Origin of the sequence: Amycolatopsis sp. NPDC101161, assembly GCF_044768185.1 — a bacterium.
Taxonomy (GTDB): domain Bacteria; phylum Actinomycetota; class Actinomycetes; order Mycobacteriales; family Pseudonocardiaceae; genus Amycolatopsis.
Genome location: NZ_JBIWPI010000001.1, coordinates 949,946 through 967,547, shown reverse-complemented (window position 1 = coordinate 967,547; position 17,602 = coordinate 949,946). Strand labels below are relative to the sequence as shown.

1 protein-coding gene is annotated in these 17,602 nt (G+C 74.2%); it reads right to left on the bottom strand.

Translation table 11 applies throughout. The annotated features are described in order from the left end of the window. Positions 1-8: 8 nt before the first annotated feature. Complete coding sequence (locus ACIRSS_RS04765; protein ID WP_400893382.1) at positions 9-17,594, bottom strand: non-ribosomal peptide synthase/polyketide synthase; 17,586 nt, start codon at positions 17,592-17,594, stop codon at positions 9-11. Positions 17,595-17,602 lie beyond the last annotated feature (8 nt).

Genomic DNA, 17,602 nt, shown 5'->3' with positions numbered 1-17,602 from the left:
AGCAGTCCTCACGATTCCTGGTCGAAGGCGAGGCTTTCCAGCTCGCCCAGGATGAGTTCCTCGACGGTTCCGGCGAGCCCGGCGACCGTGCGCGCGGTCAGCACGTCGGCCGGGGTGAGCCGGACGTCGAACAGCGCGCTCGCTTGGGCGGCGATCTGCAGGCTCCGCAGGGAGTCGCCGCCGAGGGCGTAGAAGCTGTCTTCGGCGCCGACCCGGGCCACGCCGAGCACCTCGGCCCAGATCCCGGCGAGCGCGCGCTCGGTTTCGGTCTCCGGTTCGACGTGCCGGGTTTCCGGCGCGGCGGGGGCGGGCAGCGCGCGGCGGTCGACCTTGCCGTTGGCGCTGACCGGCAGCCGGTCGAGCGTGACGAACGCGGTCGGCACCAGGTAGTCCGGCAGCGTGCGGGCCAGGAACTCCCGCAGCGCGCCTTCGTCCACATCGGACACGACGTAGGCGACCAGCTGCTTGGCGCCCGGCTGGTCTTCCCGCACGATGACCGCGGCCTGCGCCACGTCCGGGTGCCGGGCCAGCACGGTCTCGACTTCGCCCGGTTCGACGCGGAACCCGCGCAGCTTCACCTGGTCGTCGCGGCGGCCGAGGAACTCGAGGGTGCCTTCGGCGGTCCAGCGGACGAGGTCGCCGGTGCGGTACATCCGCTCCCCCGGTGCGCCGAGGGGGTCGGCGACGAACCGGTCCGCGGTGAGCCCGGGCCGGTCCCGGTAGCCGCGGGCGAGTCCCGCGCCGGCCAGGCACAGTTCGCCGGGGACGCCCGGCGGCACCGGGTGCAGGTCGGTGTCCACGACCCGGGCGCGCACCCCGTCGAGCGGCCGGCCGATCGGGATCCGGTCCGGGACCACGTCGCCCATCGGGTGCGAAGTCGCGAACGTCGTGGTCTCGGTCGGGCCGTAGCCGTCGACGACCCGCAGCCCGGGGCACGCGGAGAGGACCCGCCGCACCGACGTGGCCGGGACGACGTCACCGCCGGTCCAGACTTCGTGCAGCCCGGTGAAGCAGTCCGGCGTCTCCTGCGCGAGGACGCGGAAGAGCCCGGCGGTGATCCACATCGCGGTCAGGCCGTGCTCGCGGATGAGCTCGCGCAACGCCGGGGCGTCGACGCCTTCGCCGGGGGCGACGACCACGCGGCCGCCGTTCAGCAGCGGCACCCACAGTTCGTACGTCGTGGCGTCGAAGGCCAGCGGCGAGTGCAGCAGGACGCGGTCGTGCGCGCCACCGCGGAACCGCTCGTCGGCGGCCAGCGCGGCCACGTCCCGGTGGCGCACCACGACACCCTTCGGCACCCCGGTGGAACCGGACGTGTACATCACGTACGCCGCCTGGTCCGGATCGACGGCCACCTCCGGGTCCGCGGCGGACTCATCGTCCACAGTGGACAGGAGCACGGTCCGCCCGAGCGGGTACTCGTCCGCCGAGACGACGAACCGGACACCGTCGAGCAGCAGCTTCTGCCGCTCGGCCGGGGCGCGGGTGTCGATCGGCAGGTAGGCGCCACCGGCCTTGACCACGGCCAGCTCGGCGACAACGGCGTCGGCGCGGCACACGGCGAGCCCGACCGGTTCCTCCGGCCGCAGTCCCAAGCCCACCAGGCGGTTCGCGAGCCGGTTGGCCCGCCGGTTCAGCTCGGCGTAGGTGACCGCCTCGCCATCAAGAATGGCCGCGACCGCGTCCGGCCGGGTGCGAACTTGCTCGGCGAACAGCTCCGGCAGCGACCGGGCCGGGGACTCGTCGCCGGTCGCCGCCCACTCCGCCAGCAGCCGGGTCTCGTCCGGCGTGGTCATCGTGACCGCGCCGAGAGCCCGGTCGCCGTCCGCGGCCAGCTCGCCGACGACGGTCAGCAGGTGCCCGGCCAGCCTCGACACCGTCGCGGCGTCGAACAGGCCCGGGTCGTACCCGACGTCGACCGACAGCTCGGCCCCCGGCGAGGCGACCACGGTGAGCGGGAAGTTGGTCGTCTCCCGCGCGGACAGGCCGCGCACGCTCAACCCGTGGCCGGCGGACGCGCCGGTGATCGGGTAGTTCTCGAACACCACCAGGCTGGCGCACAGGTCGACCCCGCCCGGCAGCCCCGCCCAGCCCTGCACCCGGGCGAGCGGCAGGTGGCCGTGCCCGCGGGCCTCCGCCTGCGCGGCCTGCAGCCCGGCGAGCCAGTCCGCCACGCGGGCGCGGCGGTCGACAGCCGCCCGGACCGGCAGGGTGTTGATGAAGATGCCGGTGATGTCGTCCACGCCGGGCACCTCGGCCGGGCGGCCGGAGGTGGTGGCGCCGAACACGACGTCGTCGCGTCCACTGTAGACCGACAGCAGCAGCGCCCAGGCGCCTTGCAGCACGACGTTGTGGGTGAGGCCGTGGCGCTTGACGAACGCGTCGAGCCGGGCCGTGGCGGTCTCGTCGAGCTTGACCGGCAGCCACTCGGCCGAGCAGGGCGCGTGGCCCGGGGCCGGCGTCCGGTCGGCGGGCACCGGCGTCGGGCCCTCGACGCCGTCGAGCGCGGCGCGCCAGAAGCGTTCGGCGTCCGCCTGGTCCTGGCGGCCCAGCCAGGCGAGGTACTCGCGGAACGGCGGCCGCGGGGGCAGCGGCTGCCCGGCGTAGGCCGTGCAGACGTCCGAGAGCACCTGGAAGACGCTCCAGCCGTCGAGCAGGACGTGGTGGAACGTCCACAGCACCTGGACTTCCGTGCCGGAGAGCCGGGCCAGCGCGACCCGGGCCAGTGGCGCCGTCCCGAGGTCGAGGCCTTCCGCGCGGTCCTCGGCCAAGAGCTTCCGCAGCTCCTCGTCGTGGTCCAGCCCGGTCCAGTCGAGGCGGCGGACCGGTAGGGTGACCCCGCGGTGCACGACCTGGACCGGCTCGGCGACCCCGGCCCAGACGAACGCCGTGCGCAGGATCGGCGTGCGGTCGACAACTCGCTGCCAGGCGTCGGCGAGCCGGTCGACGTCGGTGACGCCGTCCAGCACGAACGTCGCCTGCTCGAAGTACAAGCCCTGGGCGGCTTGGGAAAGCCCGTGGAACACCATGCCGCCCTGCATCGGCGTCACCGGGTAGACGTCCTCGGCGCCCCGGGTGACGAGGTCGTCCACTGTGGACTGGCTCAGGGACACCAGCGGGAAGTCCGACGGGGTCCGGCCTCCCGCGCCCGGTTCGGCGCAGTGCGCGACGATCTCCCGCAACGCCGTCAGCATCCGCTCGGCGAGGTTCTCGACGGTGCTCCGGTGGTGCACGCCGGCGATGTGCGACCAGGCCAGCTCCAGCTCGCCGCCCACGACCCGGCCGACGACGTCGAGGGCGTGGGTGCGGGGCGCGTCCGGGTCGACGTCGGCGTCGAGCCCGCCGGCGGCGTCGTCGAACCGGCCGAGGTAGTTGAAGCTGATCAGGGGGTCGATCGCGGGGGCCGTGCCGGTCAGGTACCGCAGGGCGCCGTAGCCGATGCCGCGCCGCGGCACCGCCCGCAGCTGCTCCTTGACCGACTTCAGCGCGGTGCCCCAGTCGTCCGGGACGTCCAGCGCGACCGGGAACATCGTGGTGAACCAGCCGACCGTCCGGGACAGATCGACGTCGTCGAACAGCTCCTCGCGGCCGTGGCCTTCGAGGTCGACGACGGGGGTGTGCCCGGTCCAGTCCCGCAGCACCCGGCCGAGCGCGGTCAGCAGCACGTCGTTGACCTGCGTCCGGTAGACCTCGGGGACGTCGTGCAGCAGCGCCCGCGTCTCGTCGGCGGTGAGCCGGACGGTGACTTCGCGGCTGTCGGCGACAGTGGCCGGGCCCTCGCCGTCGGCGGGCAGCGGCGGCACCGGCGGCAGGCTCCGCCAGTGGTCGAGTTCGTCGTCGAAACCGCCGGCTTCGGCGTGCTCGGCCAGTTTCCGCGCCCAGGCGAGGAACGACGTCGTCTTCGGCGCGAGAGCTTCACCGCGGTAGGCGGCGTGGAAGTCCTCCAGGAGGATCCGCCACGAGACGCCGTCGACGACGAGGTGGTGCGCGGCCAGCAGCAGCCGCCGCCCGTCGAGGACGGCGTTCAGCAGCGGCCCGCGACCGAGGTCGAACGAGACGTCGTCGGTGCACAGGTCGGCGGGCCACACCGGCTCGCCGTGCTGTGTGTCGTCCTCGAACCGCAGGCGAAGGGCGTCGTGGTGGGCCCACACCGTCTCCAGCGCCCGGCGCAGGGCCTGCTCGTCGACGTCCTCGGGGAACTCGAGGACCACGCGCTGGTCGAACCGCGCGGGCTGGGTCTCGAAGTACCACCGCTGGATCGGCGTGAGCGGTGCCTCGCCGGTGACCGGGCCCTGCTCGGCGCGCGGACCGTCGTCGACGCTCGCGTGCGCCGCGAGCGCGGCCAGGGTCGGGTGCCGGAAGACGTCGTGCGGCAGCAGCGTCAGCCCGGCGCGGCGGGCGCGGGAGACGACCTGGATGCTGAGGATCGAGTCGCCGCCCAGCTCGAAGAAGTTCGTCTCGGCGCCGACGTCCTCGACGCCGAGCACGTCCGTCCAGATCGCGGCCAGCGCCCGCTCGGCCTCGGTCGACGGCGCCCGGTGGGTGCCGGCCGCGGCGAAGTCCGGGGCAGGCAGGGCGTTCCGGTCGAGCTTCCCGTTGACGTTCAAGGGGAAGGTCTCGAGCCGGACGAACGCCGCCGGGACCATGTAGTCCGGCAGGGTCTGCCCGAGGAACTCGGCCAGGTCGCCCGCGTCACCGGTGAAGTAGGCGACCAGGCGCTTGACGCCGTGGTCTTCGCGCGCCACCACCGCGGCCTGGGCGATCCCGGGGTGCGCGGCCAGCGCGGCCTCGATCTCGCCGGGCTCGATCCGGAACCCGCGCACCTTGACCTGCTCGTCGGCGCGGCCGACGAACTCGAGCGCGCCCTCACCGCTCCAGCGCACGAGATCGCCGGTGCGGTACATCCGCTCCCCCGCCGGCCCGAACGGGTCGGCGACGAACCGCTCGGCCGTCAGGCCGGGCCGGCCGAGGTACCCGCGCGCCAGGCCTTCCCCGGCGAGGTACAGCTCGCCCGGGGCGCCGGGCGGCACCGGCCGCAGGTCCGGGCCGAGGACGTAGGCGCGCATGTTGTCCAGGGGCCGCCCGATCGGGACGACGTCCGGGACCGCCCCGGGCATCGGGTACACGGTCGCGAAGGTCGTGGTTTCGGTGGGGCCGTAGACGTCGGCGACCACGGTGTCCGGGCAGGCTTCCCGGACCCGGCGCAGGGCGGCGGCCGGCACGGCGTCGCCGCCGGTCCACACCTCCCGCATCCCCGCGAACACCTCCGGGGCCTCCTGGGCGACCAGCCGGAACAGCCCGGTCGTGAGGAACGCGCCGGTCACGCCGTGCGTGGTGAGCAGCCGGCCGAGGGTGTCGACGTCGAGGTCACCCGGCGGTGCCACGACGACCGTGCCGCCGCCGAGCAGCGGCACCCAGAGTTCGTACGTCGAGGCGTCGAACGAGTGCGGCGAGTGCAGCAGCACCCGGTCGTGCGGGCCGAACCGGTGGTCGGCGGCCAGCGCCACGACGTCCCGCCGGCGCACGGCCACGCCCTTCGGCGTGCCGGTCGAGCCGGACGTGTACATCACGTACGCGAGGTTGTCCGGGTCAGCGGCGGGCAGCGGCACGTCCGCCGTCCGGTCGTCCGGCCCGACGACGAGTCCATTGTGGATCGCCCGGGCGGTCCAGGCCCAGGTCTCGTCGGCGACGAGGATGGTGACGCCCGTGAGGAGGGTCTTGAGGCGCGCCGCCGGCGCGCGGGTGTCCAGTGGCAGGTAGGCCGCGCCCGCCTTGATGATCGCCAGCTCGGTGACGAGCAGCCGGGGCGAGCGCTCCATGAGCACCCCGACCAGGCGTTCGGGCCCGGCGCCGAGCGACACCAGGTACCGCGCGAGCCGGTCGGCGGCCCCGTCCAGTTCGGCGTAAGTCATTCGGAGGCCGTCGCCGGTCAACGCGACGGCGTCCGGCGTGCGCTCGACCTGCGCGGCGAACAACGCGGCCAGATCGCCCTCGGGCAGCGGATGTGCGGTGGCGTTCCACTCGACCAGCACCTGGTGGCGTTCGGTGTCGGTGAGCAGGTCGACCTCGGCCAGGGGCCGGTCCAGGTCCGCGGCGAAGGCGTCGAGGACGCCGGTGAGCTGCCGGGCGATCCGCTCGGCCGTCGCGGTGTCGAACAGGTCGGGGTCGTAGCCGACGTCGAAGGTGATCCGCTCCCCCGGCGAGGCGACGACGCTGAGCGGGTAGTTGGTCGTCTCGGCCGCGTCGACGTCCCGCAAGCTCAGGCCGTGCGCCGCCGCGGTGTCGGCCGGGTAGTTCTCGAACACGACGATGCTGTCGAACAGACTTCCCGAACTGCCGCTCCACGCCTGCAGCTTCGTCAGCGGCAGGTGCCCGTACCGGCGCGACTCGACCTGACGGCCCTGCAACGCGGTCAGCCACTCCGCCACCGACGACCCTGCCACGGTCACGCGCACGGGCAGGGTGTTGATGAAGATGCCGGTGACGTCGTCGGCGCCGGGCAGCTCGACCGGGCGGCCGGACACGGTCGTGCCGAAGCAGACGTCCGGCTCGCCGCAGAGGCGGGCCAGCAGCAGCGCCCACGCGCCCTGCAGCACTGTGTTCACCGTGAGCCCGGCGCGCCGGGCCGCGTCCCGCAACCGCTCGGAGTTTTCGAGCGGGATGCGCAGCCACCGCGAAGACCGGGTGGTGTGGGCCTGCGCGGGCACGCGGTCGAAGGGCAGCCGGGCCGGGGCGACGAGGTCGCCGAGTTCCGCTCGCCAGTGCCGTTCGGCCGCGGAGTCGTCCTGGCGGGCCAGCCAGGCCACGTAGTCGCGGAACGGCGGCCGCTCGGGCAGCTCAGCGCCGGCGTAGGCGGCGAAGACGTCGGACAGCACGCCGAAGACGCTCCAGCCGTCGAGCAGCACGTGGTGGAACGTCCACAGCACGCGGACTTCGGTGTCGGACAGCCGCGCGAGCACCAGCCGCAGCAGCGGCGTCTCGGTGAGGTCGAGACCGCGGGCGCGGTCGGCTTCGAGGAGGTCCTGCCAGGCCCGGTCCCGCTCATCGGCCGTGTGGCCGCGCCAGTCGTGGTGGGTGATCGGGACGTCGACGTGCCGCTGCACGACCTGGACGGGCTCGGGCACGTCCTCCCACACGATCCGCGTCCGCAGCACCGGCGTCCGGTCGACGACCCGCCGCCACGCGCGGTCGAGCGCGGCCGGGTCGCGAACGCCGTCGAGCACGAAGGAGACCTGCTGGAAGTAGACGCGTTCCTCGCGCTGGGAAAGCGCGTGGAAGACCATGCCGGACTGCATCGGCGTCAGCGGGTAGACGTCCTCGACCGCGCGCCCGTCGCCGACCAGTTCGTCCAGAGTGGACTGATCGAGCGCGGCGAGGGGGAAGTCGGCCGGCGTCCGGCCGCCCGCGCCGGGTTCCGCGCAGTGCCGGACGATCTCGCGCAGGGCGTCGAGCATCGCGGCGGCCAGCTTGTCCACTGTGGATTCCTTGTGGACACCGTCGGCGTAGTACCAGGTCAGCTCCAGTTCGCCGGCTTCGACGCGGCCGACGACGTCGAGCAAGTGCGCCCGCGCCGAACGCGGGCTCTCGTCGGATTCGAGGCGCCCGGAGCCGAACTGCCCGAGGTAGTTGAAGCTGACCTGCGGGTCGATCGCCGGGGCCGCATCGGCCAGGTACCGCAGGGCGCCGTAGCCGATGCCCCGCCGCGGAACCGCACGCAGCTGTTCCTTCACGGCCTTGAGTGCGGTACCCCAGTCGGCCGGGACGTCCAGGGCCACCGGGAACACGCTGGTGAACCAGCCGACCGTCCTCGACAAGTCGACATCGGCGAACAGGTCTTCGCGGCCGTGGCCTTCGAGGTCGACGACCGGCGTCGCCCCGGTCCAGTCCCGCAGCACCCGGCCGAGCGCGGTCAGCAGCACGTCGTTGACCTGCGTCCGGTAGACCGGCGGAACCTCGCGCAGCAGCGCGTTCGTCTGCGGTTCAGGCAACCGGACGGTCACCGACCGCATCCCCGCGACCGTCGTGTCCCCTTCGCCGTCGACCGGGATCGGCGTCACTTCGGGCAGGCCGCGCCAGTGGGCGAGCTCGTCGTCGAAGCCGCCAGACTCGGCGTGCTCGGTCAGGCGGGTGGCCCACTCGCGAAACGACGTCGTGCGCGGGCCGAGGTCGATCGGCTCGCCGCTCAGCGCCTGCTCGTAGGCGCGTTCGAAGTCCTCGATGAGCACGCGCCAGGACACGCCGTCGACGACGAGGTGGTGCACGGCGAGCTTGACGCCGTGTTCGGAGACGTCGAGGCGGACGAGCGGGGTCTCGGCGCCGACCGGGCCGTTCTCCTGGTGCCACCCGTTTTCGTCGTGGGTGAAACGCATCCGGAGGGCATCGTGGTGCGCCAGCAGGGCGTCGACGGCCTGGCGGGCCACGCCGGCGTCCACGGTGTCCGGTCCTAAGTGGACGAACTGGTGGAAGTGGTCCGGCGCGGCGGTCTGCGTCGCGAAGAACCAGCGCTGGATCGGCGTCAGCGGCACCGAACCGCTGACCGGACCGCGGTCGACGGTCTCGGTCGCGATGCGCGCGGCCGCGGCTAGCGCGGCCGGCGTGCGGTGGGCGAACAAGTCGCCGGGCAGCAGCTCCAGCCCGGCCCGGCGGGCACGGGACACGACCTGGATGCTGAGGATCGAATCGCCGCCGAGGGAGAAGAAGTCGTCGGTCGCGCCGACGCGCTCGACGCCCAGCACCTCCGCCCAGATTTCGGTGACCACGCGTTCGCGGTCGGTGCGCGGGGCCACGTGCTCCCGGCCGCCGAAGTCGGGCGCGGGCAACGCGGTCCGGTCGAGCTTGCCGTTGACGTTCACCGGGAACCGGTCCAGCCGGACGAACGCGGCGGGCACCATGTAGTCCGGCAGCGTCCGGCCGAGGAACTCCGCCAGCCCGGCGGTTTCGCCGACCACGTAGGCGACCAGCCGCTTCACGCCGCCGTCCGCGCGGGCCAGCACCGCCGCCTGCACGACGTCCGGGTGCTCGCCGAGCGCCGCCTCGATCTCGCTCGGCTCGACGCGGAACCCGCGGACCTTGACCTGCTCGTCGACGCGGCCGACGAACTCGAGCGCGCCGTCGTCGGTCCAGCGCACGAGGTCGCCGGTGCGGTACATCCGCTCCCCCGGCGGCCCGAACGGGTCCGCGACGAACCGGTCCGCGGTCAGGCCCGGCCGGCCGAGGTAGCCGCGCGCCAGCCCGGCGCCGGCGATGTGCAGCTCGCCGGGCGCCCCCGGCGGGGCCAGCCGCAGGTCGCCGTCCAGGACGTAGACGCGCGTGTTGTCCAGCGGCGCCCCGATCGGGACGACGTCGGGGATCTCGCCGGGCAGCGGGTGCACGGTCGCGAAGGTGGTGGTTTCGGTCGGGCCGTAGACGTCGGCGACGAGGAGACCGGGGCAGGCGGCCTGGACGCGGCGCAGGGCGGCCGCGGGCACGGCGTCGCCACCGGTCCAGACTTCGCGCAGCCCGGCGAAGACCTCGGGGGCTTCCTGGGCGACCAGCCGGAACAGCCCGGTGGTGAGGAACGCGCCGGTGACGCCGTGCGTCGTGAGCGCGCGGCCGAGCGTGTGGACGTCGAGGTCGCCGGGCGGGGCGAGCACGACCGTGCCGCCGTTCAGCAGCGGCACCCACAGCTCGTACGTCGAGGCGTCGAAGGCCTGCGGCGAGTGCAGCAGCACCCGGTCGTGCGGGGCGAACCGCCGGTCCGCGGCCAGCGTGACGACGTCGCGGTGCCGCGCGGCCACGCCCTTGGGCTTGCCCGTCGACCCGGACGTGTAGATGACGTAGGCGAGCTGGTCGGGCTCGAGGGCCACGTCCGGCGCGGTCTCCGGCTGGTCGTCCGCGCCGGTCACAATCGGTCCACTGTGGACTTCGCGAGCGGTCGCCAGCCAGGTCTCGTCGGCGACCAGGACGTCGGCCCCGGCTTCGGCGAGCAGCAACCGCAGCCGGTCGGCCGGGGCGCGCAGGTCCAGCGGCAGGTACGCGCCGCCGGCCTTGAGGATCGCCAGTTCGGCGACGACGAGCGCGGGCGAGCGGTCCATCAGGACGGCGACCCGGTCCTCGGGCCGGACGCCGAGGTCCAGCAGCCGGTGGGCCAGCCGGTTAGCGCGGACGTCGAGCTCGCCGTAGGTGACGCTCCGGTCGTCGGTCACCAGCGCGACCGCGCCCGGATGGCTGCGGACGCGGGCCGCGAACAGCTCGGGCACGGTCACCGCCGGCACCGGGACCGCGGTGTCGTTCCGGTCGGCGACCAGCTGCCGGACCTCGGCGGCGGACAGCATCGGCACCCGCGTCACCGGTTCGTCCGGCGCGGCGACCATGCCCCGCACCAGGGCTTCGAGGTGGGCGGCGAGCCGCGCGGCGACCGCCGGGGCGATGAGCGCCGGGTCGTGGGTCAGCACCAGCGACAGCCGGCGGCCCGGGTAGGCGACCAGCCCGAGCGGGTAGTTGGTGCGCTCGGCCGCCCGGACGTCCCGCAGCCCGGAGACTTCGTCGACCGGGTAGTTCTCGAACACGACGATGCTGTCGAACAGGCTGCCGCCGCTGCCGCTCCACGTCTGCAGCCGGGGCAGCCCGACGTGGCCGAACCGGCGGGCCTCCGCCTGCGCGGCCTGGAGTTCGCGCAGCCAGGCAGCGACGCCGTGGTCGCTGTCGAGCCGGACGCGCACCGGGAGCGTGTTGATGAACAGGCCGGGGATGTCGTCCGCGCCGGCCAGTTCGGCCGGGCGGCCGGACACCGTCGCGCCGAAGCAGACTTCGGATTCTCCGCTGTAGCGGGACAGCAAGGCCGCCCAGGCGCCCTGGACAAGGGTGTTCACCGTCAGCCGGTGGCGGCGGGCGAAGGCGTACACCGCCGCCGACCCGGCGTCGTCGAGTTCGAGAGGGACGCGGGCGCTGGAACTGGCCGAGTGGGCGCGACCCGAAGCTCGGTCGCCGGGTAACGGGGTGGGCGTCACGCCGGCGAGTTCGGCCCGCCAGTACGTCTCGGCGAGGGTCTCGTCCTGGTCGGCCAGCCAGGCCGCGTACTCGCGGAACGGCCGCCGCGAAGGCGGTTCTTTTTCGCGCAGCAGCGCGACGACGTCGTCGAGGATGCCGAAGACGCTCCAGCCGTCGAGCAGGACGTGGTGGAACGTCCAGATCACGCGCACGGTCGTCCCGGACACCTTCGCGACGGCCAGCCGGGCCAGCGGCGCTTTCGTCAGGTCCAGCCCTTCGGCCAGATCCGCGGCGAGGTACTCGGCTTCGTCGACGTCGTAGGTGACCGGGAGTTCGGCGGTGCGCTGGACGATCTGGAGCGGCTCGGGCACGCCGTCCCAGACGATCCGGGTGCGCAGCACCGGGGTCCGGTCGACGATCCGCTGGAACGCTTCCCCGAGCCGGCGCGGGTCGGGCACGTCGTCGAGGGTGAACGAGATCTGTTCGAAGTAGACGCGTTCGCCGGGCTGGGCCAGGTCGTGGAAGACCATCCCGGCCTGCATCGGCGTCAGCGGGTAGACGTCTTCGACTTCGCGGCCGTCGCCGACCAGTTCGTCCAGAGTGGACTGGTCGAGGTCCGCGAGCGGGAAGTCGGCTGGGGTCCGGCCGCCCGCGGCCGGGTCCGCGCAGTGCGCGGCGATCGCCCGCAGCGCGGCCAGCATCCCGTCGGCCAGCCGCTTGACGGTGGCTTCGTCGTGGACGCCTTCGGCGTAGTGCCAGCCGAATTCGAGCGTGTCGCCGTCGACCCGGCCGACGACCTCCAGGAGGTGGGGGCGGCTGTCGCTGGGGTCGGCGTCGAGGGTCAGCTCGCGGTGCAGGCCGGCGTAGAGGTCGCCGGGCAGGTCGAACTGGCCGAGGTAGTTGAAGCTGATGGGCGGCGTGATCACCGGCGCCGTCCCGGTCAGGTACCGCAGGGCGCCGTAGCCGATCCCTCGGCGCGGCACCGCCCGCAGCTGTTCCTTGACCGCCTTCAGCGCGGTGCCCCAGTCGTCCGGGACGTCGAGCGCGACCGGGAACATGCTGGTGAACCAGCCGACCGTCCGCGAGAGGTCGACGTCGTCGAACAGTTCTTCGCGGCCGTGGCCTTCGAGGTCGATCACCGGGACGTGCCCGGTCCACTCCCCCAGCACGCGGCCGAGCGCGGTCAGCAGCACGTCGTTGACCTGCGTCCGGTAGACCTCGGGCACTTGCCGCAGCAGGGCCCGCGTCTCCTCGGCGGTGAGCCGGACGGTGACCTCGCGGGCCCGGCCGACCGTGTTCGCGCCGTGGCCGTCGACCGGGATCGGGGCCGCCTCGGGCAGGCGCCGCCAGTGGTCGAGTTCGTCGTCGAAGCCCCCGGCTTCGGCGTGCTCGGCGAGCTTGGCGGCCCAGTCGCGGAACGACGTCGTCCGCGGGCCGAGGTCGACCGCTTCGCCGCGGGTGACCTGGTGGTAGGCGCGGTCGAGGTCTTCGAGCAGCAGCCGCCACGACACGCCGTCGACGACCAGGTGGTGCGCGGCCAGGTGCAGCACGCGCCGGCCGGGCTCGCCGGACAGCGCCCACCGCAGCATCGAGTGCCCCTCGCCGACGGGGGCGTTGTGCTGCCGCCAGCCGTCGCCGTCGGGCTCGAACCGCATCCGCAGGGCGTCGTGGTGCTCGGCCAGCGCGGCCAGCGCCGTGGCGAGGGCGACCTCGCCGACGTTGCCCGCGAGGTCGACCGCGATCGCCTGGTCGAACCGGTACGGCACGGTGACGGTCTCGAAGAACCAGCGCTGGATCGGCGTGAGCACGACGTCGCCGGTCACCGGCCCGCGGTCCGGGTTCGCGGCGGCGTCCCCGATCACCGGGGCGAGGGCCGCGATCGTCTGGTGCCGGAACAGGTCCGCCGTGGTCACGGCGAGGCCCGCGCGCCGGGCCCGGGCGCTGACCTGGATGCTGAGGATCGAATCGCCGCCGAGGGCGAAGAAGTTGTCCTCGACGCCGACGCGTTCGACGCCGAGCACGTCGGCCCAGATCCCGGCGAGGACGGCTTCCCGCTCGGTGCGCGGCGTCCGGTCCCCCGTGGACTCGAAGCGCGGCTCGGGCAGGGCGTGCCGGTCGACCTTGCCGTTGGCGTTGAGCGGCAAGGCGTCCAGGACGACGATCGCCGACGGCACCAGGTAGTCCGGCAGCGTGCGGCCCATCCCCCGACGAAGCGACTCGACGTCCACAGTGGACCCCTCGCCCGGGACGACGTACCCGGCGAGCTGCTTGCGCGCGCCGGTGACGCGGACGGCCACGACGGCCTGCGCGACGCCCGGCTGGGCGGCCAGCACGCGTTCGGCCTCGGCGGGTTCGACGCGGAAGCCGCGGATCTTGACCTGGTCGTCGGCCCGGCCGGCGAACTCCAGGGTGCCGTCGGTGCGCCAGCGGCCGCGGTCGCCGGTGCGGTACATCCGGTCACCCGGGGCCCCGAACGGGTCGGCGACGAACCGCTCGGCGGTCGCGCCGGGCCGGGCGAAGTACCCGCGGGCGAGGCCGGCGCCGGCGATGCAGACCTCGCCGAGCGCGCCGCGCGGCACCAGCCGGAGCCGGTCGTCGAGCAGGTAGATCCGCATGCCGGCCAGGGGCGTGCCGATCGGGACGGTCTCGGGGACCGCGTCCGCCGACGGCATCGGGAACGACGAGGCGAACGTGGTGGTCTCGGTCGGGCCGTAGCCGTCGACGACCGTGAGCCCCGGGCAGCTGTCGAGCACCCGGCGCGCGGCGGCCGGCGGGACGACGTCGCCGCCGGTCCAGACCTCGCGCAAGCCGGCGAAGCACTCCGGGTCGTCTTCGGCGAAGAGCCGGAAGAGCCCGGCGGTCAGCCACAGCGCCGTGATCTTGTAGTCGGCCGTGAGCTGGCGGAGGGCGTCGGCGTCCAGGTCGCCGGGCGGCGCGACCACGACGGTGCCGCCGGTGAGCAGCGGCACCCACAGCTCGTAGGTCGAGGCGTCGAACGCGAGCGGTGAGTGCAGCAGCACCCGCTCGTGGGCGCCGCCGGCGAACCGCGGGTCGGCGGCGAGCGCCACGACGTCCGCGTGCCGCACGGCCACGCCCTTCGGGACGCCGGTGGACCCGGAGGTGTACTCGACGTAGGCCAGGTGGTGCGGATCGAGCGCGAGGTCCGGCGCCGACGTGGGCTCGTCGACGTCCGCGACGACGAAGGGGGCCGGGTGGACGTCGGCCGCGGTGTCCTGCCAGTGCTCGTCGGTGAGCAGCAGCGGGGTGCCGTCGAGGACCAGCCGCATCCGGTCCGCCGGGGCCCGCAGGTCCAGCGGGAGGTAGGCGGCGCCGGCCTTGAGGATCGCGAACACGGCGACGACCTGGTCGGCCGAGCGGTCCATGAGCACGCCGACGCGGTCCTCCGGGCGGACGCCGAGCCGGACCAGCCGCCGCGCGAGCCGGTCGGCGCGGTTCTTCAGTTCGCGGTAGGTCAGCTCGTCGTCGCCGACCACGGCCGTCGCGTCCGGGTGGCGGTCGGCTCGGCGGTCGAAGAGGTCCGGGACGGTGCCGTCGGCGCTCTTGGTGTTCGCCGGGAGCAGGAAGCGGCGGTCTTCGTCGGTGAGCAGCGGGAGATCGCCCACCGGGCGCGCGGGGTCGGCCGCGATCCCGGTCAGCAGCGTCTCCAGGCTGCGCGTGAGGCGCTCGATCGTGGCCGCGTCGAAGAGCGCGGTGGCGTACTCGACGGTGACGCGCAAGCCGTCCCCATGCGGCCAGAACTCGACGACCAGGTCGAACCGGGCCGACGGGCGCGGCAGGTCGTACTCGCTCACCCGCAGGCCGGCGACCTCGCGGGGAGCCACCAGCGGGGTCTGCAGGACGACGACGGCCTGCACCAGCGGCGTCCGGGAGGGGTCGCGGTCCGGCTGCACCTCTTCGACGACGCGGTCGAAGGGGACGTCGCCGTGGGCGAACGCCGCCAGCACGGTCTCCCGGAACTCGCCGAGGAAGTCCTCGAACGACCGGTCACCATCCACAACGGACCGCAGGACGAGGGTGTTGACGAAGAACCCGGTCAGTGCCTCGAGTTCGGCCCGGTCGCGCCCGGCGACGGCGGTGCCGACGGCGACGTCGCGCTGCCCGCTGTAGGCCGCCAGGAGCACCTGCACCGCGGCGGTGAGCGTCATGAAGAGCGTGGCGCCGTGCGGACGGCCGGCGTCGGCGAGCCGGCGGACCAGATCGGCCGGGAGGTCGAGGCGGTGCACCGCGCCGTCGGTCGTGCGCTGCGGCGGGCGGGGCCGGTCCGCCGGGAGGGCGAGCGGTTCGATGCCGGCCAGGGTTTCGCGCCAGTAGCCGAGCTGGTCGTCCGAAGTGGACTGGAGCCTCCAGTGCGTGTAGTCGCGGTAGCCCAGGGGCAGCGGCGGCGGGGTCACGCCGCTGTAGAAGTCGAGGAGTTCTCCGGTGAGCACGCCGATCGAGCGGCCGTCGGTGACGATGTGGTGCTGGCACAGCAGGAGCAGGTGCTCGCCGGGGCCGAGCGGGAACAGCGTGGCGCGGGTCAGCGGGCCGGTCCGCAGGTCGAACGGCTCGCTCAGCTCGGCCTTCAGCACGTCGTCGTCCGGCCGTTCCTCGCTGATGCGCAACGGGATGTCGCCCGTGGGCGCGATCCGCTGGACGCCGTCCCCGAACGTCGTCCGCAGCGATTCGTGCCGAGCGCAGAGCGACGCCAGCGCCCCGCGCAGCGCGTCGACGTCGAGCGGGCCGGACAGCCGGAGCCCGACGCCGGTGTTGTACTCGGCGCTGCCGCCGGTCAGCTCGTCGAGGAACCACAACCGCCGCTGGGCCGGGGACAGCGGGAGCACGTCCGACGGTGGCGCGACCGGGATCGCGGCGTCATCTTGCGGTGCTTTCTCGAGGACGCTCGCCAAGGCGGCCACGGTGGGCGCGTCGAACAGCGTCCGCGCCGACAGTCCGGCGCCGAACTCCCGGCGCAGCCGCGAAAGCGCTTGGACCGCCAGGATCGAGTCGCCGCCGAGGGCGAAGAAGTCTTCGTCGACGCCGAGGCGCTCGACGCCCAGCACCTCCGCCAGGACCGCCGCCACGGCACGCTCGGTGTCCGTCCGCGGCTCGGCGCTTTCCGCGGCCTCGGCGGGCGGTGCAGGCAGGGCACGGCGGTCGATTTTTCCGTTGCTGCTCAACGGAAGCGCGTCGAGCACGACGAACGCCGACGGCACCATGTAGTCGGGCAGCGACGCGGCCGCCGCCGCTTCGAGGTCGCCCGGCTCCCCCACCACGTAGGCCACCAGGCGCTTGACGCCGGGCCGGTCCTCGCGGGCCACCACGACGACCTCGGCGACGCCGGGGGCCGCGGCGAGCACGGTCTCGATCTCGCCCAGCTCGACCCGGAAGCCGCGGACCTTGACCTGGTCGTCGACCCGGCCGAGGAACTCCAGCTCGCCGGTTCCGGTGCGGCGCACCAGATCTCCGGTGCGGTACATGCGCTCGCCGGGCTCGCCGGCCGGGTCGGCGACGAACTTCTCCGCCGTCGCGCCGGGCCTTGCCCAGTAGCCGCGGGCCAGCCCGGCGCCGGCCAGGTGGAGTTCGCCGGGTTCGCCGTCGGCGACCGGGGTGAGGTCGCCGTCCAGGACGTACGCGCGCACGTCGTCGAGCGGGCGGCCGATCGGCACGGCCGCCGGCACCCGGTCCGCCGACGGGAGCCGGTGGGAGGTGGCGAACGTGGTCGTCTCGGTCGGGCCGTAGCCGTCGACCACGGTCAGGCCCGGGCACGCCCGCAGCACGCGCCGGACGGACTCGGCCGGGACGACGTCGCCGCCGGTCCAGACCTCGCGTACGCCGCGGAAGCAGTCCGGCGCCTCCTGGGCGACGACGCGGAAGAGGCCCGCCGTCAGCCAGAGCGCCGTCACGCGGTGCCGCGCGAGCACGGTCCGCAGCGTCTCGACGTCGAGGTCGCCGGGCGGGGCGACCACCACGGTGCCGCCGCCCAGCAGCGGCACCCACAGTTCGTACGTCGAAGCGTCGAAGGCGACCGGCGAGTGCAGCAGCACCCGCTCGTGGGCGCCGCCGGCGAAGCGGCGGTCCGCGGCGAGCGCCACGACGTCGCGGTGCCGGACGGCCACCCCCTTGGGCGTCCCGGTCGAGCCCGACGTGTGCATCAGGTACGCCAGCCGGTCCGGGTCCGCCGGCGGCACGACGAACTCCGCGTCCGGCAACGGTTCCGCCGCGTGCACGGTGAGTCCACTGTGGATCGCGGCGGCCCGGCCGGGGTCGTCGGTCACCAGCACCGACACCCCCGCGTCGGCCAGGAGGGTGCGCAGCCGGCTGTCCGGCGCGCGGCGGTCGAGGGGCACGTACGCGCCCCCGGCCGTCACCACGGCCAGCTCGGCGACGACCAGCTCCGCCGACCGGTCGAGCAGCAGCCCGACGCGGTCCTCCGGCCGCACGCCGAGCCGCACGAGGTGGGCGGCGAGCCGATCGGCCCGTTCGTGCAGGTCACCGCAGGTCAGCCGGACGCCGGCGCCCTCCACGGCGACGGCGTCCGGCGCCGAGAGCGCCCGTGCGGCGAACAGTTCCGCGAGGCCGGCGGTTCTCGGCGCCGTACCGTCCGTTTCGGCCGGCGTGTCTTGCACGGTCATCG